We start from the raw sequence: 24287 nt of genomic DNA on the forward strand, positions 1-24287 counted from the left end.
GTTGCAGAATTCTTCAATTCATGATCGCATGCATTGCGCAGCGCGTGGAGGGTGGTTCGTTGAGAGGCCTGGTACGGAAGATCCGGGCGACCGGCCGGGTCGCGGAGCCTGCGCCCGAGCGGGCGCCCGGGCGCGATGACGTGTTGCGTGGTTCGGTCCAGGTGCGGCACGTCGACGCGGGTTCGTGCAACGGCTGCGAGATCGAGATCGGGTCCGCGTTCGGTCCGGTGTACGACGCGGAACGGTACGGCGCGCGCCTGGTCGCCTCGCCCCGGCACGCCGACGTCCTGCTGGTGACCGGTCCGGTGACGCGCAACATGGCCGATCCGTTGCGGAAGGCGTACGACGCGACACCGGCGCCGAAGCGGGTCGTCGCGGTCGGCGACTGCGCGCACAACTGCGGCGTCTTCGCGGGCGGGTACGGCGTCGAGGGCGCGGTGAGCGACGTGATCCCGGTCGATGTCGTGGTCCGTGGATGTCCGCCCGAGCCGCCGCAGATCGTCGCGGCGCTCCGGGACCTGACCGGGCGATGACGATCGGGTGGGTGCTGCTCGGTGTACTGGTCGTCGCCGGGCCCGGAGCACTGGGAGCTGCGCTGCTCGCGCCGCGGGCGCTGATCTCGGGCGTGTCGACCGCCCTGGCCGGCGGACTCGGAGCCGTGGTCGGAGCCGCGGCGCTGAGCGGAACGACGTACGACGCACACGTACGTCAACTGCTCCCGCTGAGTGAGGCCGCGATCCACGTCGACCCGTTGTCCGGAGTGTTCTGCGCGCTCATCGGTGGCGTCGCGGTCGTGGCCGGCCTTTACGCCATCGGGTACGCCGACCACGCCTCGCGTACGGAACACGCCCTGCTCCCGCTCTTCGTAGCCGCGATGATCCTGGTCCCGGCCGCCGCGAACGTCACGACCTTCCTGGTCCTCTGGGAGCTGATGGCGCTCACCTCGCTCGCCCTGGTCCTCGCCGAACACCGCCTCCGCCCGGCGGTTCGCGAGGCCGGTGTCTGGTACGGCGCGATGACCCACGCCGGCCTGATCGCGATCCTGCTCGGCCTCGTCCTTTTCGCGTCGAAGGCCGGAAGCGAGTCGTTCGACGCCCTGCGTACGGCGCACCTCTCGGCGGCGACGCGCTCGGTCGTCTTCGTCCTGATCCTGATCGGCTTCGGCTCCAAGGCCGGCCTCGTACCGCTGCACGTCTGGTTGCCGAGGGCCCATCCCGAAGCGCCGAGCCATGTTTCGGCCCTGATGTCGGCGGCGATGGTGACGCTCGGGCTCTACGGCCTCCTCCGCGTCGGCTTCGACCTGCTCGGTGGCGGCCGGCGCTGGTGGTGGCTGCTGGTACTGTCACTCGGCGCGTTGTCGGCCGTGTACGGCGTACTGCAGGCGAGCGTCGCGACCGACCTCAAACGGCTCCTCGGCTACTCGACGACCGAGAACCTCGGCCTGATCATGCTGGCCGTTGGTGCGGGCGGAATGTTCGCCACCGCGGGCAACCGGACGCTCGCGAGTCTGCTCGTCGCGGCAGGCGTCCTGCACGCGCTCAACCACGCCGCTTTCAAGACCCTGCTCTTCCTCGGAGCTGGTTCCGTACTGCGCTCGACCGGGACTCGCGATCTCGACGCACTCGGCGGGCTCGCATCGCGGATGCCTGTGACGACCGCTCTGTTCGGCGTCGGTGCCCTCGCGGCCGCGGCGCTGCCACCCGGCAACGGATTCGTGTCCGAATGGCTGCTCGTCCAGGGCCTGATCCACGGGCTGCCGGGCGCGGACACTGTGGTCGCGGTCGCGATGCCGCTCGCGGTCGGGGTGGTCGCGTTGACGGCAGGCCTTGGCGTGGCGACGTTCGTGAAAGCGTTCGGGGTCGGATTCCTCGCGCGTCCGCGTTCCGCCCAGGCTGCGGATGCGCGGGAGTCGCCTGCAGTCATTAAGGCCGCGATGGTCCTCGTCGCGGGTGCATGTGCCGTGTTGGCGATTGCTCCGGCGGCGCTCGGTCCGGCGCTGACATCGGTCCTCGGGGCATTGCCCACTGTTCGCGGCGCGGATCCGTTCCGCGGCGGGGTGACACTGCGGCTGAACGGAATCGAAGGGCGGATGTCTCCGCTGCTGATCCTTGCCGGCCTGCTCGTTGCGGCGTTGCTGGTGGTCGCGGTGATCCGGCGTGGGCTGCCTCGGCGGCAGTCGCTCGTATGGGGCTGCGGCGGTACGCGGCTCGATCCGCGAATGGAGTACACCGCGACCTCGTTCGCGGAGCCGCTCACGCGGGTGTTCGACGACGTACTGCGGCCCGAGTCCGACGTCGACGTGACGCATCATGCGGAATCGGAGTACCTGATCGAGAGCGTGAAGTACCGGCAGCGGGTCGGGGATCGGCTCGAAGACCTCCTGTATCCGCCGGTCCTCGCCGGTGGGATGCGCGTCGGCCGGGTGCTCAGCCGGTTGCAGAACGGCAGCGTGCATCGGTACCTCGCGTTGGGGCTGCTCGGGCTGATCGCCGTACTCGTCATGGTGGGGCTGCTGGCATGAGCGCGGTTCTTCAACTCGTGGTGCTGGTCGTACTGGCGCCGTACCTCGTCGGGTTGCTGCGGCAGGTCCGCGCCTCGATGGAGGGACGGGCGGGCGCCGGGATCGGGCAGCCGTGGCGCGATCTGCGCAAGCTCTTCCGCAAGGAGCCGATCTCGCCGGAGGGTTCGAGCTGGGTCTTCGTCGCGACGCCCGCTGTGTTGACCTCGACGACGTTGGTGATCGCGGCGGTCGGGCCGTTCGTGGCGACGGTATCGCCGCTGGCCGGGATCGCGGACCTGTTCGCGGTGGTCGCGCTGCTGCTGCTCGGGACGGTCGCGCTGGCACTGGCCGGGTTGGACACGGGTACGGCGTTCGGCGGGATGGGGGCCAGCCGCGAGATCACCGTCGCGGCGTTGGCCGAACCCACGATCCTGCTCGCCGGGTTCGCGTTGTCCGCACGGGTCGGGTCGACGAATCTCGCGGCGATCGTTGACCTGGGCAACCAGTCGCCTGCGGAGGTGTTGTCGCCGGCGACCTTGCTCGCGGCGGTCGCACTGGCGGTGGTGGTGATCGCCGAGGCGGGGCGGCTGCCGGTGGACAATCCGTCGACGCATCTCGAGCTGACGATGATCCACGAGGCGATGGTGCTGGAGTACTCCGGGCGCGACCTCGCGCTGGTCGAGTTCGCGTCGGCGCTCCGGCTGACAGTTCTGCTCGGCTTGTGGGTCAACCTGTTCGTACCGTGGGGGATCGCGACGTCGGCGTCGCCGGTCGCGTTGGCCGTCGGGGTGGTCGCGTTCGTCGTGAAGGTCGCGGTGTTGGGGGCGCTGCTGGCGGCGGGTGAGGTGTTCATGGCGAAATTGCGGCTGTTCCGGGTGCCGGAGTTGCTCGCCGGGTCGTTCCTGTTCGGCGTACTCGCCGTTTCCTCGTCCTTCTTTCTGGCGTGATCGAGATGACTCAGTGGCTGTACCTGATCTGCGGCGGGCTGTTGCTGTCGTCGGTGCTGGTGTTGTGGCGGCGCGAGTTCACGGCGATCGTTCGGTTGCTCGTGCTGCAGGGCGTGTTGCTCGCGGCGTTGGCGGGGACGCTTGCCGTACGGCTCGAAAGTGTCGAGCTCGGCGTGGTCGCGATCGGCGTACTCGGGCTGAAGGCTGTTGTGGTGCCGGGCATTCTGCGTCGGGTGCTGCGGGACAGTGGCGAGGCGCGAGAGACCGAGCCGCTGGTGAACGTGACGGCGTCGATCGTCGCTGCGGCCTTGCTGACGTTGCTCGCGTACGGAGCGAGCCGGCCGATCGTGCGGTTGTCGCCGACTGCGGAGGCGCATGCCGTACCGGTCGGACTGGCGATGGTGCTGATCGGGTTCTTCGTCCTCGTGACGCGGCGGCGGGCCTTGTCGCAGATCGTTGGCTTCCTGCTGCTGGACAACGGGATCGCGACGACGGCGTTCCTGCTCACGGGCGGGGTTCCGGGGATTGTCGAGCTGGCGGTGTCGCTCGACGTACTGCTGGTCGTGCTGGTGCTGCAGGTGCTGACCGCTCGGCTGCGGGCGACGTACGGCAGAACCGACCTCGACGAGTTGCGTGAGTTGCACGACTGATGGGCGCGTTGTTGCTGGTCGCGATCGGGGCGCCGTTGCTCGCTTCCGTTGCTGCGGCGTGGTTCGGGTGGCGGCGGGCGGTCGGGGTGGCATCGGTTGTGGCGGCGCTGGTTGTGCTTGTGGTGGGCGTGTGGACGGCCGCCGGTGAGGTGGTTGCCGTTGGCCACTGGTTGCGGGCGGACGCGTTGTCGAGCGTGATGCTGATCGTGATCGGCGCGGTCGGGGTGGTCGCGACGTGGAGCGGGATCGGGTACGTCGAGGACGAGTTGGCCTGCGGGCATACGGATGCTGTCGGCGCGCGGCGGTACGGCGTACTCGTGCCGCTGTTCCTGGCGGCGATGGTGGTCGCGGTGCTGGCCGGCAACCTCGGGCTGCTGTGGGCGGCGATCGAGGCGACGACGATCGTGACCGCGTTCCTGGTCGGGCACCGGCGGTCGCGGCGGTCGCTCGAGGCGACCTGGAAGTACGTCGTGATCTGCTCGGTGGGGATCGCGCTCGCGTACCTGGGGACGGTGCTGGTCAACTACGCGGCCAAGCAGGGCGGGGTCGCTGCTGACGGGACGTTGGACTGGGCGGTGCTCGCTGGGCATGCGGGGGCGTTGGATCCCGGGGTGATGCGGCTCGCGTTCGGGTTGCTGGTACTTGGGTTCGGCACGAAGGCGGGGCTGGTGCCGTTGCACAGTTGGCTCCCCGACGCGCACAGTCAGGCGCCCGCGCCGGTCTCCGCGCTGATGTCGGGGGTGCTGCTGCCGGTCGCGATCTACGCTCTGGCCCGATACCGCGTGATCGCCGTCGCGAGCGCCGGGCCTGGCTTCGTCCGTGCGCTGCTGCTCACAGTGGCGCTCCTGTCGCTGCTTCTGGCAGCCGGGTTGCTCGTGACGCAACGCGACTACAAACGGTTGCTCGCGTACTCGAGCATCGAACACATGGCGCTGGCGACGATCGGCCTTGCGATCGGTACGCCGCTCGCCGTCGCGGCTGTTCTTCTCCACATCCTCGGCCACGGCCTGACCAAAGCAGTCCTCTTCTGCACCGCCGGCCAAATCCTTACGACGGAAGGCACGACCCGCATAGACGAGATCCGCGGCCTGTTCACCCGAACACCCGTCACCGCAGGCATCTTCGCAACCGGCGTGGCCGCCCTCCTGGGCCTACCACCCTTCAGCCTCTTCACCAGCGAACTGGCCCTGATCCGCTCTGGCCTGAACACCCATCACCCCTGGCCAATGGCGGCAACGCTGGTACTACTCCTGGCGGCCTTCACAGCCATAACCACCAGAACCACCGCCCTTCTCCTAGGCCCCGCCCCGCGGGGTGCTGCCGGCCGCGTGGGTGGGGTGCGGGTGGGGGCGGTCGTGCCTTTGGTGCTGGGGATGGTTGTGGTTGGAGTGCTGGGGGTTTTGGACTGGCCGGTGGGGCGGTTGTTGGTGGCGGCGGCTGAGGTGGTGGGGGTGGGATGAGTGCGGATGTGCGGTCGTATCCGGGGCGGCGGCAGGTGGTGGTTGGTGCGGGGGAGTTGGTGGAGCGGGCCGGTCGGCTGTTGGGGGATGGGTATCGGTTGGGGTTGGTGGCCGGGCATGACGAGGGGGATGTGGTTCGGGTTGTGTACTTGTTCGTTCGGGGGACGGCTCGGGTCGAGTTGGTGTTGAGCAGTGGTGGGGTGGTGCCGAGTTTGGCTGGGGTCTCGTTCGCGGCGGGGCGGTTCGAGCGGGAGCTTCGGGATCTGTTCGGGGTCGAGGTGCAGGGCCATCCGCTGCCGCGCAGGCTCGTAGTGCATCAGCACTGGCCGCAGGGGTGGTACCCGATGCGCCGGGACGCGGGTGAGCCACCCGCGTTCGGAGACGTGGACGAGCCGTACCCGTTCCTGACCGTCGACGGCACCGGCGTGTACGAGATCCCGGTCGGGCCGATCCACGCCGGGCTGATCGAGCCTGGGCACTTCCGGTTCTCGGTCGTCGGCGAGACGATCCTCAAGCTCAAGGCCCGCCTGTGGTTCGTACACAAAGGCATCGAGAAACTTGCCGAGGGCAAGCTGATCGCCGATGTCCTGCCATTGGCCGAGCGGATCTCCGGTGACACCGCGGTCGGGCACGCGCTCGCGTTCTGTCTCGCGGTCGAGGTAGCCAGGGACTGGGCGGTTCAACCGGAGACGCAGACGGTCCGGGCGATCCTCCTGGAGCTCGAGCGCCTCTACAACCACGTCACGGACATCGGTGCCCTGTGCAACGACGTCGGGTACGGCATCGCGAACGCGCACGCCCAGCGCATCCGCGAGCAGCTCCTCCGCATCAACAAGGACACCACCGGCCACCGCCTCCTGCGCGGCGCCGTCGCCCCCGGCGCGGCCCGCGTGCGAAGCCTCCCGGACCTCGACGTCCTGAAAGCAGCCGCCGCCGACATCCAGGAAGTCGCCGACCTCGCGCTCGCGAACTCCGTCGTCCGCGACCGCATGACCGGCACCGCCGTGCTGTCGACGACGCAGGCCCGCGACCTCGGCACCCTCGGATACGTCGCCCGAGCGAGCGGCATCGACCACGACGTCCGCCGCGACAGCGAACTCACCGCGAGCGTCAGAGCACCGGAGCACACCACCGGCGACGTCCTGGCCCGGCTGCTCACGCGCCTCGACGAGATCCACGCCTCGGTCGAGCTGATCGGCGAGCTGCTGCGCACCAGGCCGCCGCTCACCTCCGAGACCTCCAAGCCCACCTGGCTACCGGCCGGGCGGAGTTCCGGAGTCGGCCTCACCGAGGGCTGGCGGGGTACGATCGCGCACCGGCTCGAGTTCGCGCCGGACGGCACCGTGTCCCGCTGGAAGATCGTCGACCCGTCGTTCTTCAACTGGCCGGCGCTCCCGGTCGCCCTGGCGGACACGATCGTCCCGGACTTCCCCCTTACGAACAAAAGCTTCAACCTCTCCTACGCAGGGAACGACCTATGAAACGCCGCCAGCCCAAGCCGATGCACATCGAGACCGTCCAGAAGTGGGTCGCCTCGGTCATCCTGTTCCACGTCGGCAGTGTCCCGGCGGTGTCACTCGCGGTCTACAGCATCGGCTTCACCAAGCACGACCACAGTCGCGGGATCGGCCTGTGGCTGATGTCCGGCGTGATCGGCCTGCTCACGATCGCCGGCATGCGCCTCATCCACCGCCGCAGCCCGCTCACGCCGTGGCTGCTCTTCGGGATCCTGCCGACCGTCGTCACCGGATTCTGGATCTTCTAGGCGAACGCCGACAGCCCGGTGATCGACCGGCCGACGATCAGTGTGTTCATTTCGCGCGTACCTTCGTACGAGTAGATCGCCTCGGCGTCGGCGACGTACCGGCCGACGTTGTGTTCGAGCAGGATCCCGTTGCCGCCGAGCAGTTCGCGGGCGTACCCGACCGTCTCCCGCATCCGCGTCGTGCAGAACGCCTTCGCGAGCGACGCGTGTTCGTCGTACGCGACCCCGCCGTCCTGCAGCTGCGACAACCGCGCGCACAACGTGGCCGACGCGGTCGTGTTCGCGAGCATCTTCACCAGCAGGTCCTGGACGAGCTGGAACCCGGCGATCGGCCGCCCGAACTGCTCCCGGTCCCGCGCGTACGCCAGCGCGGACCGGTATGCCCCGCGCGCACAGCCGACCGACATCCACGCGACCCCGGCACGCGTCATCAGCAGCACCTTCGCGGTGTCGCGGAACGAGTTCGCCCCCGCCAGCCGGTTGGCCTCCGGTACGCGCACGTCCTCCAGCGTGATCAGCGCGTTCTGTACGACGCGGAGCGCCATCTTGTCCTCGAGCTTCGACGTACTGAACCCGGGCGTGTCCTTCTCGACCACGAAACCCTTCACCTGGCCGTCCTCGACGTCCCGCGCCCAGATCACGGTCAGGTCCGCGAACGTCGCGTTCCCGATCCACTTCTTCCGGCCGTTCAGCACCCACGTGTCGCCGTCCCGCCGCGCGGTCGTCTGCAGTCCGCGAGACGCCCCGGACCCGACCTCCGGCTCCGTCAGCCCGAACGCCCCGATCAACTCGAGCCGCGCCATCGCCGGCAGCCAGCGCTGCTTCTGCTCCGCGGAGCCGCACAGGTAGATCGACCCCATCGACAGCCCGCTGTGGACGCCGAAGAACGTCGCGATCGACGGGTCCGCCGTACTCAGCTCCATCGCGATCAGTCCGTCGAGCAGGAAGCTCCGGCCCGGGCAGCCGTAGCCCTCGTACGGCGTACCGACGATGCCGAGGTCGCGCAGCGCCGGCAGCAGCTCGAACGGGAACGCGGCCCGGGTCCAGTAGTCGTTGATGATCGGCGCGACCTGCTTGTCGCCGAACTCGCGGACCGCATGCAGCCGCTCGCGGTCGTGCTGGCCGAGCAGCAGCTCGAGCCCGTAGAAGTCGATCGGGTCGGTGGTCATGACGAACTCCTCAAGGACGGGTCAGGAACGCGGTGATGACGGGCACCAGCACGGGCGCCTCGGTGACGAGCTCGACGTGCCCGCCGGGGTAGATGTGCAGTTCGGCGTTCGGGATCAGGCCGGCCAGGATGCGGCCGTTGACGACCGGGACGATCGGGTCGTCGTCGCCGGTGAGGACGAGCGTCGGCTGCCGGATCAGCGGCAGGAACGGCAGGCTCGTCCAGCATGCCCCCGCGGCCAGCTGGTACAGGTACCCGCGCCGCGAACCCGCGTGCGCCTGCCGGCCGAACACAGTCCGGATCGCGTCCGCGTGCCGGCGTGCGCTGCCGCCGTACAGGTAGCCGGCCATCCCCGCCGCGTACGACGGATCGCCGAAGCGCCGCGGCGTGACCATCTTGAACAGGGTGCTCGGCCGACCGGGCACCATCAGTACGCCGGTACCGGTACTGACCAGCACGAGCCGTCGGACGAGCCGCCGGTGCTGGAACGCCAGCTGTTGGGCCAGCGCCCCGCCCCAGGACAATCCGAGTACGTCGACCTGCCGGTGGCCGAGCTCCGCGAGCATTCGGTCGACGATCCACGCCAGCCGCGGGATCCCGTCCGGGAGCAGCGCAGTCGGCGACCCGCCGACGCCCGGCACGTCGAACCGGATCACGGTGCCGTCCAGCTCGTCCACGACGGGTTGCAGTACTTCGAGTCCGGCGCCGATCCCGCAACACAGGACGAGCGGCGTACGACGGGGATCGCCGACGCGGACGTCGTACCGGAGCTGCCGTCCCGCGACGGTCATCAGGTCCACGTCACGACTCCCGTACGTAACTACCCGGCGCATCCTCCAGCGGCTCCAACCCCGCCCCACCGAGCACCTTGGGCGCAACCTTCATCCGCCCACTCCGCGACCCCAACCACCCCACATAGTCCACCCACCACGACCCTTGCTCGGTAGATGCCGTCCGCAACCAATCGTCAGATTCCTGGGGGTTCGAATCGTTTACCTGGTACGTAGCCTTCGGATTCCCCGGAGGGTTGACCATCGAGGCGATGTGCCCGGCCGTGGACAGGACGAAGCGGCTGTCGCTGCCGAGCAGCTGGGTGCTGCGGTAGCACGATTGCCAAGGGCAAATATGATCGGTGATCCCGGCAACGACATAGGAAGGTGTGGTGACCTTCGAGAGGTCGACGGGGGAGCCGAGCATCGTCGCCGCACCCGGTTCGGTCAGCGCGTTTGACATGGCCTGCTCGACGAAGCCGCGATGCAGCGCGGCCGTCATCCGGGTCGTGTCGGCGTTCCAGAACAGTACGTCGAACGCGGCCGGAGTCCGTCCCTGTAGGTAGTTGTTGACCCAGTAGTTCCAGATCAGGTCCGTCGGCCGCAACCACGCGAACACCTCCGCCAGGGCGCGCCCGTCCAGGAACCCCTTCGATACCGACGACGCGATCGCGGCCGCCGCCATCCGTTCGTCCAGCGCGGCCGACGCGAGACCGGCCCGGCTCTGGTCGAGTACCGACACCGCGAGCGTGAACGTGGCGACCCGGTCGAGTTCGCCGCGGTCGGCGAGGTGCCCGAGCAGCATCGACGCGAGGATCCCGCCGGAGCAGGTCGCGAACAGGTGCGTCGAGTCGGTCCGGGTGATTCGGCGTACGGCATCCATCGCTGCGAGGATCGCGGCGCCGTACGTGTCGAAGTCCCAGTCGCGGTGGCGGGCGTCCGGGTTGCGCCAGGAGATGGTGAACACCTGCTGGCTCTGCTGGACGAAGTACTCGACCATGCTGCGGCCGGGCGCGAGGTCGACGACGTAGTACTTGTTGATCACCGGCGGGACGATCAGCAGAGGGACCGTGCGGACCTTGTCGGTCTGCGGGGTGTACTGGATCAGTTCCAGGACCTCGTTGCGGAAGACCACCGCGCCTGGTGTGACGGCGAGGGTCTTGCCGACCTCGAAGGCGCTGGGGTCGACCATGCTCGGGACGCGCGGGGCGGTGGAGAGGTCGCGGATCAGGTTCCGGGCGCCGGCCACGGTACTCAGGCCGCCGGTGTCGATCAGTGCCTTCCAGGTGGCCGGGTTGATCACCGGGTTGTTGCTCGGGGCAAGCGCCTCGACGAGGTTGTCGACCACGAAGGTCATCCGCTGCCTGTCCCGCCACCCGAGCTCGGCGTCCGCGGGCAGTGCTTCCACGGTTTCCGCCGCGGCGAGGTAGGCCTGGACGATGCGGCGCAGAACCGAGTTCTGGGTCCAGGCAGGATCGGCGAACCGGCGGTCGCGCCGCGACGGCGCGCGATCGGAGTGCCCGACCGCGATCTGCCCGAGCTCACCGGCCAGGTTCGCAGCACGGTGCCCAAGCGTTCGTGGCCGCGCGGCCAGCCCGCTCGCCATCCGCACCCACGCCGCATTCGGCGCAAACCGCCGCAGCGGCCCAACCGCCGCACTGGTCAGCAACAGGTCGAGCGGTGCAGCCAACTCGTCCGCCCCCGCCGCGCTCACTGGAGCGTTCCTTCCGGGACGACAACCTCGCGGCGTTGGATCTTGCCGGTGGGGCCCTTGGGGAGTTCGTCGACGATCCAGACCGCGCGGGGGTACTTGTACGCCGCGATCCGGCCCTTGACGAAGTCGCGGAGTTCCTCCGGGGTCGCGGTCGTACCGTCCTTCAACGCCACCGCAGCGCCGATCTCCTCGCCGAGCGACGCGTGCGGGATGCCGACGACGGCGGCCTCGGCGACCGACGGGTGCTCGTACAGCACCTCCTCGACCTCGCGCGGGTAGACGTTGTACCCGCCGCGGATCAGCAGGTCCTTCTTCCGGTCGACGATGAAGTAGTACCCGTCCTCGTCCTGGCGGGCCATGTCGCCGGTGCTCAGCCAGCCGTCGGCGTCGATCGTCGCCGCGGTCTCCTCGGGCTTGTTCCAGTAGGACTTCATCACGTTGTGCCCGCCGATCTGGATCTCACCGATGTCACCAGGCTGCACCGGTTGCCGGTTCTCGTCGACGACTCGCATCCGGACACCCTCGATCGGCGTACCGATCGACCCGGGCTTGCGGACGGCGTCCGGATGGTTGAACGACGCAACCGGTGAGCTCTCGGACAGCCCGTACCCCTCCAGGATGATGCAGCCGAACGCCTCCTCGAACCCGCGCAGCACCTCCACCGGCAGCGCGGCACCGCCCGAGACACACGTCCGCAGGGTCGAGACGTCGTGGCCGGAATCCCGCGCCCCGAGCATCGCCGCGTACATCGTAGGCACGCCTTCGAAAACGGTGACCTTGTCACGCTCGATGACCTCGAGAGCCTTGGTGGGGGAGAAGCGCGGGATCAGCGTGAGGGTCGCGCCGTTGGCGATCGCCGCGTTCAGACCGCAGGTCAGGCCGAAGACGTGGAACAGCGGCAGGCAGCCCATCACCACGTCGTCGGGGCCGACCAGGATCAGCGTGCGGGCAGTGACGGCCTGGTTCGTGTTCAGGCCGGCGTGGGTCAGCTCGGCGCCCTTCGGCCGGCCGGTCGTTCCCGAGGTGTAGAGGATGACGGCGGTGTCGAGGCCGTCGCGGCTGGCCGGGTGCGCCAGCGGGCGGCGTACGGCGATCAGCGCGCGGAAGTCGCTCGGCGCGACCGTGATCAGCTGCGCACCGGCGTCCTCGGCCTCGCCGGCCACCTCGTGCCAGGCGAACAGCAGCTTCGCGCCGGAGTCGCCGAGGTAGTACTCGACCTCGCGCCGCTTCAGCAACGGGTTCATCGGTACGGCGACCGCCCCGGCCCGGAGGATCCCGTAGAAGATCATCGCGAACTCCGGGACGTTCGGCAGCATCAGCCCGACCCGGTCGCTGGGCTGGACGCCGTACTCCTGGAGCAGGGTCGCGACGCGGGACGCGGCGTCGTCGAGGGCTGTGTAACTCAGGACGTCGTCGTCCAGACGGATCGCGGGGTGGTCCGGGTACATGGCCGCGGACTCGGAGAGGTTCAGGCTGAGGTTGGTCATCGCGTACTCCGGGGTGGTCGGCTTGCTGTGCTCCCAAGATCCGGCCGGCGGCCGCCGGTGGCGATGGGGGAGCGGCCAACGTCACGGCGCTGCGGGTGTGCGCACGAACAACGCGACTCCTATGCTCCGGAGATGGACGCTTCGCTGGCCGGCCTGGTCGATCGGATGAACGGCCGTGCCGACGAGCTGATCGAGGCGATGGCGTCGCGGATCGAGGCGGAGATCGAGTTCTACCGCGGCGGCGGGCTGGTCCGCGGTGAGGCGTTGCGGGCGTCCTGCGGCGCGAACTTCCGCTACATGCTGGAGTCGCTCGGCGGTACCAGTTCGGATCCGGTGTCGGCGCGGGAGACCGGCCGGTTGCGGGCCGAGCAGGGCGCGCCGCTGGCCGACGTGATGGCGGCGTACCGGGTCGGCACGCGGTACCTGTGGGACGCGGTACTCGCGGAGGCTGCGTCGGCGGGGCTCACGGATCAGGTCGTGGTGGAGGCGTCGAGCCGGCTCTGGCAGGTGCAGTCGTCGTACACGGACGCGATGACCGACGCGTACCGCGACGTGCAGTCGCGGCGGCTGCTCGCGCAGGACCAGGAGCGGTCGGCGCTGGTCGAGGCGCTGCTCGAAGGGCGGATGCCTGGCGGCGGGACGGTCTGGGAGGCGGCCGAGTTGCTGCGGCTCCCGTACAAGGGCCCGTTCGTCGTGGTCGCTGCCGCCGTACCCGAGGTCGGCCGGCAAGCGCTGCCCGGCGCGGAGGAGCGGCTTCGTTCGCTCGGGCTCGCGTCGGCGTGGCGGTTACTGCCCGAGTTGCAGGTCGGCGTCGTCGCGGTCCCGTCCGGGCGGCTCGCCGTACTCGTCGAGTTCCTGGACAAGGCCGCGACGGGCAAGGTCGGGATCAGCCCGCCGTACGACGAACTCGACGGGACCGGCCAGGCCGTACGGTTCGCCCGCGTCGCGCTGGCCGGATCGAAGGCCGTCACGTTGTTCGACGAGTCCCCGCTGACGATGGTGGCCGCGGCGGCACCGGACGTCATGCAGTACTTCGTCCGCAAGGTGCTGGGTGGGCTGGACGACCTCGCGCCGGACGATCGCGAAGTGCTGCTCGACACGCTCGCCGCGTGGTCCACCCACAACGGCTCCGCGACCGAGACCGGCGAATTCCTGTACTGCCATCCGAACACGGTCCGGCACCGCCTGCACCGGATCGAGGAACGTACGGGCCGCTCGCTCACCGACCCGCGCGCGGTCGCCGAACTCCTGCTCGCGCTGGAAGCGTCCAGGACCAGTTCGTGATCGCCGTCCGCATCAGCTGAGCGGCCGTCGAGAGGTTCGCGTCGGCGCTCCAGAGCAGCGTCAGGGAACGGCGGCAGTCCGGGTGGTCGACCGGGATCGTCGCGACGGGGTATTCGGGGACGGTCCGGCGGGCGAAGTCCGGGTTGAAGCCGATGCCGAGTCCGGCGCGGATCAGCTCCTGGATCGCTGCTGCTTCGTCGCTTTCGCAGACGATCGTCGGCGTATGGCCCGTCTGCGCGAAGAGCCGGTCGAGCAGCCAACGCTGCCAGTGACCCTTCCGTGCGATCACGAACGGTTCGTCGGCGAGGTCCTCGACCTTCAACGACTTGCGTTGCGCGAACGGGTGGTCGAGGTGGGTCGCAACGAATACGGGTTCGTCGAGGAGGACGGCTGACTCGAGACCTGTCGTGGGGACCGGCTGCGACGCGACGCAGAAGTCGATGTCCTGCGCGCGGAGGCGGCGCGGCATCTCGGTCGCGGGGAGTTGCCGCAGCTCGAGCTCGATCATCGGGTGGTCGCGCTTGAAGGCGGCGATCGGTTCGGTCAGGGCGAGGAACGTCTCGGCGGCGAGCCGGACGCTGCCCGCGCCCTGTTCGGTTGCCTCCGCGACGGCGCGCCGGCCGGCGTCGAGTTCGCCCAGGGCGCGTTCGGCGTACTCACGGAAGAGCCGGCCGGCCGGATTCAGCCGGAGGCGGTTCGTCCGGTCGAACAGCGGCGTACCGAGTTCGCTCTCGAGGCGAGCGATCGTGCGGCTCAGCGACGGCTGGGCGACGTGCAGTTCGTCGGCGGCGCGGCTGAGGTGTTCGAGTCTGGCCACGGTGACGAACTGGCGCAGCGTGGTGAGGTCCGTCATGCGTCTCCGGTCATAACGAGATAGCGATATTGGTCTTGGACGCTTATAACTCGGCAATCATAGTGTCGGCGACATGGTGAGTATGTTGCGCGGGATCGTCACGGCGCATCTGGTGGTGATCTTCGGTCAGCCGGTGTTCGCGGGCGTCTATCTGAGCGGGAACTTCGACGGGCTGCGTCTGCACGCGCTGGGCGCGGACGTCGTCACGTCGATCGGTTACCTGCAGTTGATCGTCGCGGTTGTGGTGTGGGTGCGGTTGAAGCAGGTCTGGCCGTTCCTGGCGTCGCTCGGGGTGGTGGTTGCCGAGACGGTGCAGTACTTCGCGGGGCAGGACGGGGCGTTGTGGTTGCACCTGCCACTCGGAGTGCTGACGGTCGCGGCGGTGGCCTTGATGTTCGTTGCCGTGTGGCGTCGGCCGGTGGTCGAGCATGGCTGAGCGGATGAGCCGGCGACGGTTGCTGGGGATCGGCGGAGCGCTCGGTGTGGTCGCGGCAGGCGGGTTGTCGACGGCGGCCGCGCTGTCGCGACGGCCGGCGACGACAGGGGCCGTACTGCGGAGTGCGGTACCGCTGCCGCCCGCGTACCAGGTGCCGCTTCCGCTGCCGCCGGTGTTGTCCGGGGCGTCGCGGTACGACATCGTGCAGCGGGAGGTGACGGCCGAGATCCTGCCCGGCGTGCCGACCCGGCTCTGGACGTACGGCGGGACGTTTCCCGGGCCGACCATCGAGTCGCGGCGCGGTCACACCCTGACGGTTGCCCACCGCAACGAACTGCCGGTGCCGTCGGTCGTGCACCTGCACGGTGGGCGGACGCCGGCCGACTCCGACGGGTACCCGACGGATCTGGTGACGCCCGCCGGCTGGCACGACATGGGCGACGACATGGGCGAAGGCATGGGGCACGGGATGCACGATCCGCGCGCGGTGACGAGCGAGGTCACGCGGGTGTATACGTATCCACTGGACCAGCGGCCGACGATGCTCTGGTACCACGACCACCGGATGGACTTCACCGCGCCGGCGATCTGGCGCGGGCTGGCCGGGATGCAGTTCGTACGCGACGACGCCGAGGAATCGCTCGGCCTGCCGTCCGGTGCGCACGAGCTGCCGTTGATGATCGCGGACCGGGCCTTCGCGTCGGACGGGTCGTTGGCGTATCCATCGATCGACCCCGCGCTGATGAGCCAGCCGGGCGTCGAGGAGCCTTATGTCGCTGGTGTTCTGGGCGATGTGGTGCTGGTCAACGGCGCGCCCTGGCCGGTGCACGAGGCCGACGCGGTGCGCTACCGGCTGCGGATCCTGAACGGATCGAACGCCCGGCACTACGACCTCGAGGCGGTGCTCGACGACGGGCGCCGGCTCGACCTCGTCCAGATCGGCGCCGACCAGGGTCTGCTGCCCACCCCGGTCACGCACCGGAACCTGCCGATCGCCCCGGCCGAGCGGTACGACGTGATCCTCGACCTCGGCCGGGTGCCGGTCGGCAGCCGGGTACGGATCGTGAACCGGCTGGGCGCCGGCCGGACACGGGACGTGCTCGCGTTCCACGTCGTACGGAAGGCCCCCGACCCGAGCCGGATCCCGGCCGTGCTGTCCGACGACGTGCCGACCTGGCAGCGGTCGGACGCCGTACGGGTCCGTGACTTCGCGTTCCGGGCCGGGCAGCTGGGCCACGGACACGGGTGGTTGATCGGCGGGCAGCCGTTCGCGCCGGCCCGTACCGATGTCACCACGAGGCTCGGTGACGTGGAGGTCTGGCGGTTGGTCGCCGACGTCCACCATCCCGTCCATCTGCACCTCGTCGGATTCCGGGTGCTGTCGCGCGGCGGCCACGAACCCCTGCCGCACGACGCCGGTCTGAAGGACACGGTGTCACTGCGGCCGGGGGAGTCCGCGGAGATCATCACCCGGTTCGACGGCTATCGAGGGCGGTACCTGTTCCATTGCCACAACGCGGAGCACGAGGACATGGGCATGATGGCGAACCTCGAGGTCACCTGATCACTCGCGCCAGCCAGTCAGGTCGACGGTCTTGCCGGTGTCCACGCGGAAGCCGAGCTTGATCGTCGACTCGGCGCCGGGGGCGAGGTCGAGTTTCCAGGTGAGTACGCCGAGGTCGGTCGTCTCCGCGGGCTCCGGGTCCGCGGTCACGGGCTTGACGGTGATCTCATGGTCGCGGGCGACCGGGAGCTGGTCGAGGACCGTGATCCGGGCCTTGCGGGGCGTGTGGTTCTCGAGCTTGGTCTCGTACTCGACCTGCCGGCGGCGTGTCGATCCGAGTGTCGCTTTAGTCGCTTCCCGGCGGACCAGCTTGCGCTCGACGCGGATCCGGTCGTCCAGGCCCAGGGCGAGTTCCACGTCCTCGCCCGGTGCCCAGACCGGAAGGGCCGCCGAGCCGACGAAGTCCGCGTCATGGAAGACGGCGGCCTTGCCGGCGGGGAGCGTGTGGTCGGAGGAGTTCACGACGGTTGCCCGCAGGTGGACGTCGGTCGAGCGGACGGGCGCGGTGATGTAGTCGAGCTCGGCGTCGAGGTCGATCGCGGCAATCGTGGCGCGGTGCGTCTCGCCGTCGGCAGGCACGGCGGCGGGCCGCGGCGGGGTGTACGTCGCGGCTGTCATCCCCTGCTCGACCGTCGCCTCGAGATCCGCCAACGATGCCGACTGCTCGATCACTTCGGCAGCCACCATGGCCGGGGCAGCCATCCGGGCGTCACCGCGGGCGAACGGCACCCCACCCGGTGCGCGGGGCATCGGGGGGCGGGCGCGGTCGAGGAACCACGGGTCGAGTTCGGGGACCTTCGCGGTGCCGGTCGGACGCGCGGTCGACAGGGTCAGGTCGCACGCCGGCCAGTCCTCGCCGGTCTGCTGCGTGATCAGCCCGTACCAGTTCAGCACCAGCCGATCCCCGGTCAGCCGCACGTCGTACGAGCTTCTCCACCCCGCCCACGGGACCACGTACGACAGTTCGAGCTCCACCTCGGCCTCGGACTGCAGCTCCAACGCAACGGCAGCCGACCGCCGATCCGGCGCCTGCTGCTCGCGAAGATCCGCGAGCCGCCGCTCGACCGCAGCAAGCCGCTGATCCGCATCCCGGCGCTGCGCGACCAACTCCCGCCGGGTCGCCCGGACGGCGGACAGCCGCCCCACGAGCGACTCGGTGAATCCACCCAGCTCAGCATCCGACTCACCCGACGCGAGCGCCTTCGCGAAGCTCCCACCGGCCCGCTTCGCCAACTGCGCGAGGAACGTCTCCAGTTGCGCCTGTACGTCGTCCGCGTCCGCCACCGCCGCTACCGCGTTCTGTGCCTCGGCCCGCTGACGCTCCAGCTCAGTCACCGTCACGTCGGGAGCCTGCGGATGGCGCCGCGTCACCAGGTCGACCCCGAGTACGGTCGCGGGACCGCGCCCGGACACTCGCACGCTGTCGTCCTCCAGCAGCATCGCGAGCGGTTCGAGGTACACCGTCTGGCCTCCGGCCGGCACCGTCACCCGCCCACGTCGGGTGACCCGTGCCCGATCCGGGTACACGGTCACCGCGACGATGGGCGCATCCAGCAAGAGTTCGCTCATGCCGTCGAGGTTAGCCCTGTGGCGAAGTCTCCAGCTTGTACTTCGGCACTGCGACCCGTACCTTCGCGGCCGTCGTGTCGGACGGTACGTCGATGGCGCCGCGGGACACCCACTCGGTGATGTTGCCGACGATCGTCGCGGCGGCCTGCTGCGTCGCGGCGTCGACTGTCACGTTCCAGTTGGACGGGCAGTTCGCGACCAGGAAGCAGCCGTACGCGAACGTCGACCCGTTCAGCACGCGCGCACCGGACGGAGCCGTGTAGACCGTGGTCTCCATCGGCGCGACCCGGCCGTTCGTGTGACACGTCGCGTTGCCGGTGGCCACCGTGGTCTGCCCGGGCTGCTTGTAGAGCCCCGGCCACACGTCGTCGACCTCACCGGCGATGAAGCCCTTCAGCTTCGTCCCGGTCGGCACGCCGTTGAAGAACCAGCCGCTCGTCGCGGTCAGGTCGCCGGGCGTCACCGCGCAGATGTAGTCCGCACCGAGCAGCGGCTGCGACGCGTACGCATCGCCCTGGTACCGCCAGGTGGTGGAGTTGTACCCGTCGGTGTACCGGTCGATGTCCCACGCGCGCCGCGACTCGTCGGTGAACGTGATCAACCGGTACGCGGTGTTCGCGCCGAGGTTGGCGACGTTCACGCCGCGGGCGATCGCCTGGCTGATCGCGGCCCGCATCCGCAGCGAGTAGTACTCGTCGTGGCCGGGCAGGAACAACGTACCGGCGCGGTCCTTCACCTGCCCGCCGTACTGGTCGAGGTCGTTGTCGGTCCAGTACGTGACGTCCAGGCCCTTCGACTCCGCCCAGAAGACGAGGCCCTGCTCGAGTGTGAGGTACTGCCCGGAGCCCTGGCCCTCGTTGTACGGACGGTCGAACGTGAGCCGGCCGGAACCCGCGGACAGGCTGGTGTAGAAGCTGACGCCGCCGTAGGAGTTGTACGCCTGCCAGGTCGCGGTCGCCTGCTGGATGAGCAGGGCGTGCTTGGTCCCGGTGTCGTCGCGGACGGTCAGCGGCGCGTACGTCGCTGAGGTGCCGTCGATGACCTTGATCAGGTACGTCCCGGGCACCCAGTCCTTGTCGATCGAGATGGTGAGCGTCTTGCTCCAGTCCGCGGCGCTCGTCATGTTGAGCGGCTTGCCGTCCTGGTTGACACCACCGGTGGTCGGCTTCGGCTGCACGACGGTCTTGACGCTGTCGGCCCGCCAGACCTCGCGCGCGCCGAGGCCCGCGTAGTACCCCATGCGGTATGCGACGACGCTGACGTCGTTGCCGGACGTCACCTTCAGGTCGACCGTGTCGCCACAGGCGGCCGAGACCTTCGTCAGGTAGGCAGCCAGGTTCGGATCCGTGGGCGTTTGGATCGCCCAGTCCGCCGTACCCGTCTTGGCGTTCTCGGCGGTCGTGGTCGGCCAGGTCTTCGGGCAGTCCTGGGCCGGCCCGGCGACGGCGTCCTCGGCCAGGACGGGCATCTCGGCGGGCGGCGCGATGTACGTGACGGTGGTGGAGCCGGACGTCAGGACGGTGCCGGTCGACGTCGTCGCCTGCACGTTCAGGCTCATCGTTCCGCCGAAGCGGGACAGTTTCACGCCGTTCACCGGGATGCCGAGCCGGGCGCCGGCCGCGACGTTGATCGGTGCCTTCGGCTTCCAGGTCGCGAACCCGCCACTCACGGCGAGCGTGCCGTTGAGCGTCGTGTACGTTCCGGTCGCGTCGGTCGGCAGTTGCATCCGGACCGCGGCCAGCGTGCCGGCGCGGGTGATCGTCGCCTGGTAGACGAGGTTCGTCGTCTGCCCCGGGATCGGGTTGGACGCGACGACCGCGACCTGCGGCGTGTACGTGCGGATCGGCTGCAGGACGCCTGCGCCGGACGTGATGACCTGGTTGGCCGTACCGATCGACTTGAAGCCCAGGGTCCACGGGCCACCGGCCGGCAGCTTGAGGCCGTACAACGGGATCGCCAGCCGGGCGCCGACGGCGACGTTGACGGCTCGCGCCGGGCGCCAGCGCAGTACGGTCCGGGTCACCGAGCTGACGGTGCCGTTGATCGACGTGATGCGGCCCGTGGAGCCGGCCGGGATCGCCATCGTGACCTCGCGGATCGACCCGGCCTTCAGGACGGTCGCGCGGTAGGTCAGCGTGGTGGTCCCGGTGGTCGCCTGCGTCGCGGTGATCGAGACGCTCGCGGCGGCCGCGTCGGCGGCCCGATCCACGAACACGAACGCGACAGCGGCCAGGACAAGGGCAAGGGCTGCCACAAGCAGCTTGCGGAACATTTGTTTCCCCCCAGGGAACAACGGACGGTGATGGTTTCCCTGGCCGAAGGGTACGGAACGAAATCAAAATGGTCCAGACCGAAACTCTACGTACCGGTACGACTGCGGAGTGCGGTCAATTCCCTACGCTGCAAGGAGTTGCAGCTGTTTCCGGTAGTCGTCGAGCCCGTGCGTCGCGAGCCTGCAGACAAGATGGCGGGCCCCCGCGTCGACGTACTCCTGCAGGTACTCGGTCACGTACTGTCGCGGCCCAGCGACGACGGCCTGGATGCGGCGGAGGTCTTCGAGGCCCATTCCGTAGTTGGCGCGGGTGTACTTCTCGAGCTGCTCCTCGCCTTGCTCGACGCTGTCGGTGATTGCGACCGAGACGAACAGGGCGGGGGTGACGGGCTTTTGGATGGTCTTCAAGCCGGACGCGTAGTCGTCGACGCTCGGCGGATACGGGATCCAGCCGTCGTACAGCCGGCCGACCCGCTCGAGGGCCTTCGGGGTGGAGCCGCCGAGCCAGATCGGTGGGCCGCCCTTCGTGTGCGGGCGGATCGTCGGCGGTACGTCGTCCAGCCGCAGGATCTCGCCCCGGAAGGTGACCGGCCCGTCGGTGGTCCACAGTTGCCGCCAGAGCGCGACCGTCTCGTCCAGCCGCGCGAACCGTCGCTCCCACGGCACCTCCGACCACCGATGCAGCGGTACGCCGAACCGCCCCGGGAAGCCTGCCCCGACCCCGACCACGAGCCGTCCTCCGGACAGCAGATCCAGCGACGCCAGACTGTGCGCCGCGTTGAGCGGGCGGCGGGTCACCGGCATCAAGGTGGCCGTACCGACCGTGACTCGCTCGGTCAGCGCCGCGGCCGCGGTCAGGGCCGTCAGGGCCTCGATCCGGGGAGTCAGGACCGAGTCGTTGACCCAGACCGAGTCGTACCCGAGTCCCTCCGCCTCCACAGCAACCCTCACGGCCCGCCGGGGATCATCACCTGTCGCGAGCTGCGCCTGCCCGGTCGGCAGCACCACGCCGATCTTCGCATCCAAATCCATAGACAGATCGTCGCGGCTTCGCTGGGCGGCCATCAATTCCCGGCTGGGAATAGCGTATCCACTTTCGGCCTCGCCAAGATGTGAGGTTTTCCCTTGTGGACAAGGGGATTCGGCCTGTCCCGGGTTTGGTTTCCGATCCGCGATCACGTAGAGTCGAACACATGTTCGAGATGGATCTGAATGCACTCGCCACCCGCGCCCTGCTGGAGCGGGCCGCCGGTCGCCGTGCGGTCGCGAACGAGGCCGACGCCGACCTGCTCGAGTGCGCCCAGATCTACGCCGACCGCTTCCACCCCTCGACCTCCCCGTCCCGCCCCACCCGCAACGCCAGTGGCGGCCGTGAACGCGCCATCGTCCTGGGCGGTGAAGGCTGCCCCGAGATCGCGGAGTTCGCGATCGCCGAATTCGCGGTCGTGATCGGGGTATCTCCCGGCGTCGGCCGCGACCTGATCGCCGACGCACTCGCGCTCCGCCATCGCTTCCCACTGACCTGGGCCCGGATCCGCGCCGGCGAAGCCACCGCCTGGAAGGCCCGCCAGATCGTGCGCGCCTGCACCAAACTCGACCACGCCGCGGCGCAGTACGTCGACCGCCGCGTCGCCGCGATCATCGACACAATCTCCCCGTACCGCCTGGACAAAATCGCCCAAGCCGCCAAGCTCTACGCCGATCCCCAGCGCGCCGCCGACGAAGCCGCCGAGGCAGCCGACGAACGCGGCGTGTTCGTCGGCCGCGGCGACAAACACGGCAACAAAACCATCTACATCAAAGCCCCCGCCACCGCGGTCAACCGCCACGACACCGCCATCACCGCCATCGCCGAAGCCCTGAAGGCCCTGGGCGACACCCGCCCCATCCAACACCGCCGAGCCGAAGCCATCGGCATCCTCCCCGACCCCCGCTTCACCCAAGAACTCCTCACCCAAGCCGCCCAAACCCCCACCCAGCCCACCCCGACCCAGCCCACCCCGACCCAGCCCGCCCCGACCGAGTCCGCGCTCGCCCAGTCCGCGCAGTCCGCTCGCACGTCGGCGCCGACGCAGTGCGCTTCCACCGGGCCGGGCTCCGGCGCCGGCTGTGCGAGCAGGTCCGACACAGCTGACGTTCTGGAGCAACTGGAGCCGCCGGATGACCTGTGGCTGGAGGCTGCCGGACCCGATGACCCCGACCCGCGGGCCGATCCGTACGACAACCACCCCTCAACACACGACCGGCATTCGGACCGCCACTCGGACCGCCACTCGGACCGTCACCTGGACCGCCACCCCGGAACAGATGCGCCGATGACCCCTGCGGCGCTCCGGGCCTTGCGCGCCCGCCTGGCCCAGATCAAGCAGGACGCCTACCGCACCCCGCGTGACCCGGCGCGAACGAACAGCCCGGACAAGGCACCGGTACGCCCGGGCACCACCGAGGTCGTCGTGCACCTCACCGACCACACCCTCGCCACCGGCACCGGTGTGCTGCGGGTCGAGTCCATTGGTCCTCTGCTCGCGGCCCAGCTCACCGAACTCGTCGGCCACGGACCGTACGTCGTCAAACCCGTCATCGACCTCAACGACGCCGTCAGCGTCAACGCCTACGAGATCCCGATGCGCATCCGCGAACGCGTCAAGCTGATCCATCCGGTTGAGCTCTTCCCGTACGGCACCCGGGAAACCACGAACACCATCGACCTCGACCACATCCAGCCCTACGACCCACTCGGCCCACCCGGACAAACCAGCACCACCAACCTCGCACCGCTCGGTCGCTTCGGCCACCGGGTGAAGACCCACGCCCGCGGCTGGTCCGTCCGTCGCATCGACGACAGGGCGCTCGAATGGACCACACCCCACGGCTTCACCTTCCGCATCGATCCGGAGGGCACGCATCGGGTTCCGGACGCGTCATGACGGCCGCGTTCTGCACCAGAAACTGTCGGTTCATGCCCTCATACTCGGAGGTGTGAAGACGCTCGAGCGGTTGATCGTCGGCCTGCTGACGACTTTCGTGCTGCTCGTCACGGCCGTCGCGGTCGGTGGCACCGCGAGCGCCTGGGCAATGCACGACCGGGTTCCGCCGTCGATGCAGGCCGATGTTGCACCTGCGCATTCCTCGGGTGGCGCCGCTGTGTCCACAGTCCTCATCATTGCCATCTGGCTCGCCTGGTGTGTGGTTCTGCTGGCGAGCGTCAAGGGCGGCCGCTGCCTGATAGCCGTCATCAGCCGGCCGGGCAGGGCAACCCCGAACCGTCGAGTCCCTCGGCGGCCTTCGTCGGAGTCTCGATCAGAACCAGCCCTCCACCGACCGCGCCGAGCAGACAGACGACCATCAGCACCCCGCAGATCGCGCTGACGAGCCGCCCGGAGTTGCGCAGGACTGCTGCGAAGAATCCCGCCGCAACCAGGCACATCGCGACACCGGCGAACGTCACCACGCCAACGTGCGGAAGCTCCGGCACCTGCCGGCAACCCTGCGCACGAACGGTCTCCAGCCACTCGTGCCGCCGCCACCAACGCCACCAGTAGGCGCCGACCGCGCCAACAACCAGAAGTACCGCCCCGCTGACCTTGACCACATCGGCCTACGACGGCGCCTGCCCCCCGCAGGTTCCGCGAAAGGCGAGCGCGCTGCCGCTCTTCCAGCGGCGGAACACCCGCGAGAAGCTCGAGACCTCGACGTATCCGAGGCGCTAGGAGATGTCAGGGGAGCGGCGGGGTCGGGGGGCCGGGGGTCGGGGCCGGGCGTCGGGGCCGGGATCTCGGGCGATCGGCAGGTCCGTGGGAGGGTTCCTCCGGGAGGCGTTCGCGGACCTCGTCCAGCGGCGCGCGGAA

Annotated in this window: 20 protein-coding genes; 11 read left to right on the forward strand and 9 right to left on the reverse strand. The window is 69.4% G+C overall.

Features of this window, described 5'->3' with window-relative positions; genetic code table 11:
- Window positions 1-20: 20 nt before the first annotated feature.
- Genes ACFYRU_RS18530 through ACFYRU_RS18560 form a run of 7 tightly spaced genes read left to right on the forward strand, consistent with a single transcriptional unit; the run spans window position 21 to window position 7322 of the window.
- Window positions 21-533: an NADH-quinone oxidoreductase subunit B family protein gene (locus ACFYRU_RS18530; protein WP_387660074.1), complete on the forward strand. Its 513-nt coding sequence runs from the start codon at window positions 21-23 to the stop codon at window positions 531-533.
- The gene (locus ACFYRU_RS18535; protein ID WP_387660076.1) at window positions 530-2521 is read left to right on the forward strand and encodes a proton-conducting transporter membrane subunit; all 1992 of its coding nucleotides are present in this window, start codon (window positions 530-532) and stop codon (window positions 2519-2521) included. The genes ACFYRU_RS18530 and ACFYRU_RS18535 overlap by 4 nt, the downstream gene beginning before the upstream one ends.
- Window positions 2518-3447: a respiratory chain complex I subunit 1 family protein gene (locus ACFYRU_RS18540; RefSeq protein ID WP_387660079.1), complete on the forward strand. Its 930-nt coding sequence runs from the start codon at window positions 2518-2520 to the stop codon at window positions 3445-3447. The genes ACFYRU_RS18535 and ACFYRU_RS18540 overlap by 4 nt, the downstream gene beginning before the upstream one ends.
- 5 nt (window positions 3448-3452) lie before the next feature.
- Window positions 3453-4097, forward strand: coding sequence for a hypothetical protein (locus ACFYRU_RS18545; RefSeq protein WP_387662911.1), 645 nt, complete (start codon window positions 3453-3455; stop codon window positions 4095-4097).
- Window positions 4097-5557: a proton-conducting transporter membrane subunit gene (locus ACFYRU_RS18550; protein WP_387660082.1), complete on the forward strand. Its 1461-nt coding sequence runs from the start codon at window positions 4097-4099 to the stop codon at window positions 5555-5557. The genes ACFYRU_RS18545 and ACFYRU_RS18550 overlap by 1 nt, the downstream gene beginning before the upstream one ends.
- Window positions 5554-7038: an NADH-quinone oxidoreductase subunit C gene (locus ACFYRU_RS18555; RefSeq protein WP_387660084.1), complete on the forward strand. Its 1485-nt coding sequence runs from the start codon at window positions 5554-5556 to the stop codon at window positions 7036-7038. The genes ACFYRU_RS18550 and ACFYRU_RS18555 overlap by 4 nt, the downstream gene beginning before the upstream one ends.
- Complete coding sequence (locus tag ACFYRU_RS18560) at window positions 7035-7322, forward strand: hypothetical protein (protein ID WP_387660087.1); 288 nt, start codon at window positions 7035-7037, stop codon at window positions 7320-7322. Before ACFYRU_RS18555 ends, ACFYRU_RS18560 begins: the two co-directional genes overlap by 4 nt.
- Here ACFYRU_RS18560 and ACFYRU_RS18565 read toward each other — a convergent pair.
- Genes ACFYRU_RS18565 through ACFYRU_RS18580 form a run of 4 tightly spaced genes read right to left on the reverse strand, consistent with a single transcriptional unit; the run spans window position 7319 to window position 12461 of the window.
- The gene (locus tag ACFYRU_RS18565) at window positions 7319-8491 is read right to left on the reverse strand and encodes an acyl-CoA dehydrogenase family protein (RefSeq protein WP_387660089.1); all 1173 of its coding nucleotides are present in this window, start codon (window positions 8489-8491) and stop codon (window positions 7319-7321) included. The genes ACFYRU_RS18560 and ACFYRU_RS18565 overlap by 4 nt on opposite strands.
- Before the next feature lie 10 nt (window positions 8492-8501).
- Entirely contained in the window at window positions 8502-9323 is an 822-nt protein-coding gene (locus ACFYRU_RS18570; RefSeq protein WP_387660092.1) for an alpha/beta fold hydrolase, read from the reverse strand.
- Window positions 9292-10974, reverse strand: coding sequence for a PHA/PHB synthase family protein (locus ACFYRU_RS18575; protein WP_387660095.1), 1683 nt, complete (start codon window positions 10972-10974; stop codon window positions 9292-9294). The genes ACFYRU_RS18570 and ACFYRU_RS18575 overlap by 32 nt, the downstream gene beginning before the upstream one ends.
- Window positions 10971-12461 (reverse strand): long-chain fatty acid--CoA ligase, encoded by a 1491-nt coding sequence (locus ACFYRU_RS18580; protein ID WP_387660098.1) that lies wholly within the window; start codon window positions 12459-12461, stop codon window positions 10971-10973. Before ACFYRU_RS18580 ends, ACFYRU_RS18575 begins: the two co-directional genes overlap by 4 nt.
- Before the next feature lie 132 nt (window positions 12462-12593).
- On the opposite strand from ACFYRU_RS18580, the gene ACFYRU_RS18585 reads away from it, so the two are divergent.
- Window positions 12594-13745 (forward strand): PucR family transcriptional regulator, encoded by a 1152-nt coding sequence (locus tag ACFYRU_RS18585; protein ID WP_387660101.1) that lies wholly within the window; start codon window positions 12594-12596, stop codon window positions 13743-13745.
- Here ACFYRU_RS18585 and ACFYRU_RS18590 read toward each other — a convergent pair.
- Window positions 13681-14598 carry a LysR family transcriptional regulator gene (locus ACFYRU_RS18590; RefSeq protein ID WP_387660104.1) on the reverse strand — a complete coding sequence of 306 codons (918 nt, stop codon included), beginning with the start codon at window positions 14596-14598 and terminating at the stop codon, window positions 13681-13683. The two genes, ACFYRU_RS18585 and ACFYRU_RS18590, sit on opposite strands and share 65 nt — an antisense overlap.
- Window positions 14599-14671: 73 nt before the next feature.
- Here ACFYRU_RS18590 and ACFYRU_RS18595 point away from each other — a divergent pair, with 73 nt between their 5' ends.
- Both ACFYRU_RS18595 and ACFYRU_RS18600 read left to right on the forward strand, forming a co-directional pair.
- A complete protein-coding gene (locus tag ACFYRU_RS18595; protein WP_387660107.1) occupies window positions 14672-15034 on the forward strand; it encodes a hypothetical protein in 363 nt (120 codons plus the stop codon).
- A complete protein-coding gene (locus ACFYRU_RS18600; protein ID WP_387660110.1) occupies window positions 15027-16598 on the forward strand; it encodes a multicopper oxidase family protein in 1572 nt (523 codons plus the stop codon). Before ACFYRU_RS18595 ends, ACFYRU_RS18600 begins: the two co-directional genes overlap by 8 nt.
- Here the strand turns inward: ACFYRU_RS18600 and ACFYRU_RS18605 are convergent, their stop codons facing one another.
- The 3 genes from ACFYRU_RS18605 to ACFYRU_RS18615 all read right to left on the reverse strand — a co-directional run bounded on the left by ACFYRU_RS18605 (window position 16599) and on the right by ACFYRU_RS18615 (window position 21471).
- Window positions 16599-18167: a DUF4139 domain-containing protein gene (locus ACFYRU_RS18605; protein WP_387660113.1), complete on the reverse strand. Its 1569-nt coding sequence runs from the start codon at window positions 18165-18167 to the stop codon at window positions 16599-16601.
- A 10-nt stretch (window positions 18168-18177) separates the two neighbouring features.
- Window positions 18178-20439 (reverse strand): N,N-dimethylformamidase beta subunit family domain-containing protein, encoded by a 2262-nt coding sequence (locus ACFYRU_RS18610; protein WP_387660116.1) that lies wholly within the window; start codon window positions 20437-20439, stop codon window positions 18178-18180.
- 123 nt (window positions 20440-20562) lie between these two features.
- Window positions 20563-21471, reverse strand: a complete 909-nt coding sequence (locus ACFYRU_RS18615; protein WP_387660119.1) for an LLM class flavin-dependent oxidoreductase — start codon at window positions 21469-21471, stop codon at window positions 20563-20565.
- A gap of 161 nt (window positions 21472-21632) precedes the next feature.
- Here ACFYRU_RS18615 and ACFYRU_RS18620 point away from each other — a divergent pair, with 161 nt between their 5' ends.
- Entirely contained in the window at window positions 21633-23366 is a 1734-nt protein-coding gene (locus ACFYRU_RS18620; protein ID WP_387660122.1) for a hypothetical protein, read from the forward strand.
- A gap of 308 nt (window positions 23367-23674) precedes the next feature.
- Here the strand turns inward: ACFYRU_RS18620 and ACFYRU_RS18625 are convergent, their stop codons facing one another.
- A complete protein-coding gene (locus tag ACFYRU_RS18625) occupies window positions 23675-24031 on the reverse strand; it encodes a hypothetical protein (RefSeq protein ID WP_387660126.1) in 357 nt (118 codons plus the stop codon).
- Window positions 24032-24287: the final 256 nt, after the last annotated feature.

Origin of the sequence: Kribbella sp. NPDC004536 (genome assembly GCF_042873835.1) — a bacterium.
Taxonomy (GTDB): domain Bacteria; phylum Actinomycetota; class Actinomycetes; order Propionibacteriales; family Kribbellaceae; genus Kribbella.

What these genes read in the sequence shown, in the direction of transcription:
- ACFYRU_RS18550 (WP_387660082.1), top strand. Translation starts at nt 4,097, where the DNA reads ATGGGCGCGTTGTTGCTGGTCGCGATCGGGGCGCCGTTGCTCGCTTCC.
- ACFYRU_RS18570 (WP_387660092.1), bottom strand. Translation starts at nt 9,323, where the DNA reads ATGCGCCGGGTAGTTACGTACGGGAGTCGTGACGTGGACCTGATGACC.
- ACFYRU_RS18580 (WP_387660098.1), bottom strand. Translation starts at nt 12,461, where the DNA reads ATGACCAACCTCAGCCTGAACCTCTCCGAGTCCGCGGCCATGTACCCG.
- ACFYRU_RS18585 (WP_387660101.1), top strand. Translation starts at nt 12,594, where the DNA reads ATGGACGCTTCGCTGGCCGGCCTGGTCGATCGGATGAACGGCCGTGCC.
- ACFYRU_RS18555 (WP_387660084.1), top strand. Translation starts at nt 5,554, where the DNA reads ATGAGTGCGGATGTGCGGTCGTATCCGGGGCGGCGGCAGGTGGTGGTT.
- ACFYRU_RS18615 (WP_387660119.1), bottom strand. Translation starts at nt 21,471, where the DNA reads ATGGATTTGGATGCGAAGATCGGCGTGGTGCTGCCGACCGGGCAGGCG.
- ACFYRU_RS18590 (WP_387660104.1), bottom strand. Translation starts at nt 14,598, where the DNA reads ATGACGGACCTCACCACGCTGCGCCAGTTCGTCACCGTGGCCAGACTC.
- ACFYRU_RS18545 (WP_387662911.1), top strand. Translation starts at nt 3,453, where the DNA reads ATGACTCAGTGGCTGTACCTGATCTGCGGCGGGCTGTTGCTGTCGTCG.
- ACFYRU_RS18605 (WP_387660113.1), bottom strand. Translation starts at nt 18,167, where the DNA reads ATGAGCGAACTCTTGCTGGATGCGCCCATCGTCGCGGTGACCGTGTAC.
- ACFYRU_RS18535 (WP_387660076.1), top strand. Translation starts at nt 530, where the DNA reads ATGACGATCGGGTGGGTGCTGCTCGGTGTACTGGTCGTCGCCGGGCCC.
- ACFYRU_RS18620 (WP_387660122.1), top strand. Translation starts at nt 21,633, where the DNA reads ATGTTCGAGATGGATCTGAATGCACTCGCCACCCGCGCCCTGCTGGAG.
- ACFYRU_RS18530 (WP_387660074.1), top strand. Translation starts at nt 21, where the DNA reads ATGATCGCATGCATTGCGCAGCGCGTGGAGGGTGGTTCGTTGAGAGGC.
- ACFYRU_RS18565 (WP_387660089.1), bottom strand. Translation starts at nt 8,491, where the DNA reads ATGACCACCGACCCGATCGACTTCTACGGGCTCGAGCTGCTGCTCGGC.
- ACFYRU_RS18540 (WP_387660079.1), top strand. Translation starts at nt 2,518, where the DNA reads ATGAGCGCGGTTCTTCAACTCGTGGTGCTGGTCGTACTGGCGCCGTAC.
- ACFYRU_RS18600 (WP_387660110.1), top strand. Translation starts at nt 15,027, where the DNA reads ATGGCTGAGCGGATGAGCCGGCGACGGTTGCTGGGGATCGGCGGAGCG.
- ACFYRU_RS18595 (WP_387660107.1), top strand. Translation starts at nt 14,672, where the DNA reads ATGGTGAGTATGTTGCGCGGGATCGTCACGGCGCATCTGGTGGTGATC.
- ACFYRU_RS18560 (WP_387660087.1), top strand. Translation starts at nt 7,035, where the DNA reads ATGAAACGCCGCCAGCCCAAGCCGATGCACATCGAGACCGTCCAGAAG.
- ACFYRU_RS18610 (WP_387660116.1), bottom strand. Translation starts at nt 20,439, where the DNA reads ATGTTCCGCAAGCTGCTTGTGGCAGCCCTTGCCCTTGTCCTGGCCGCT.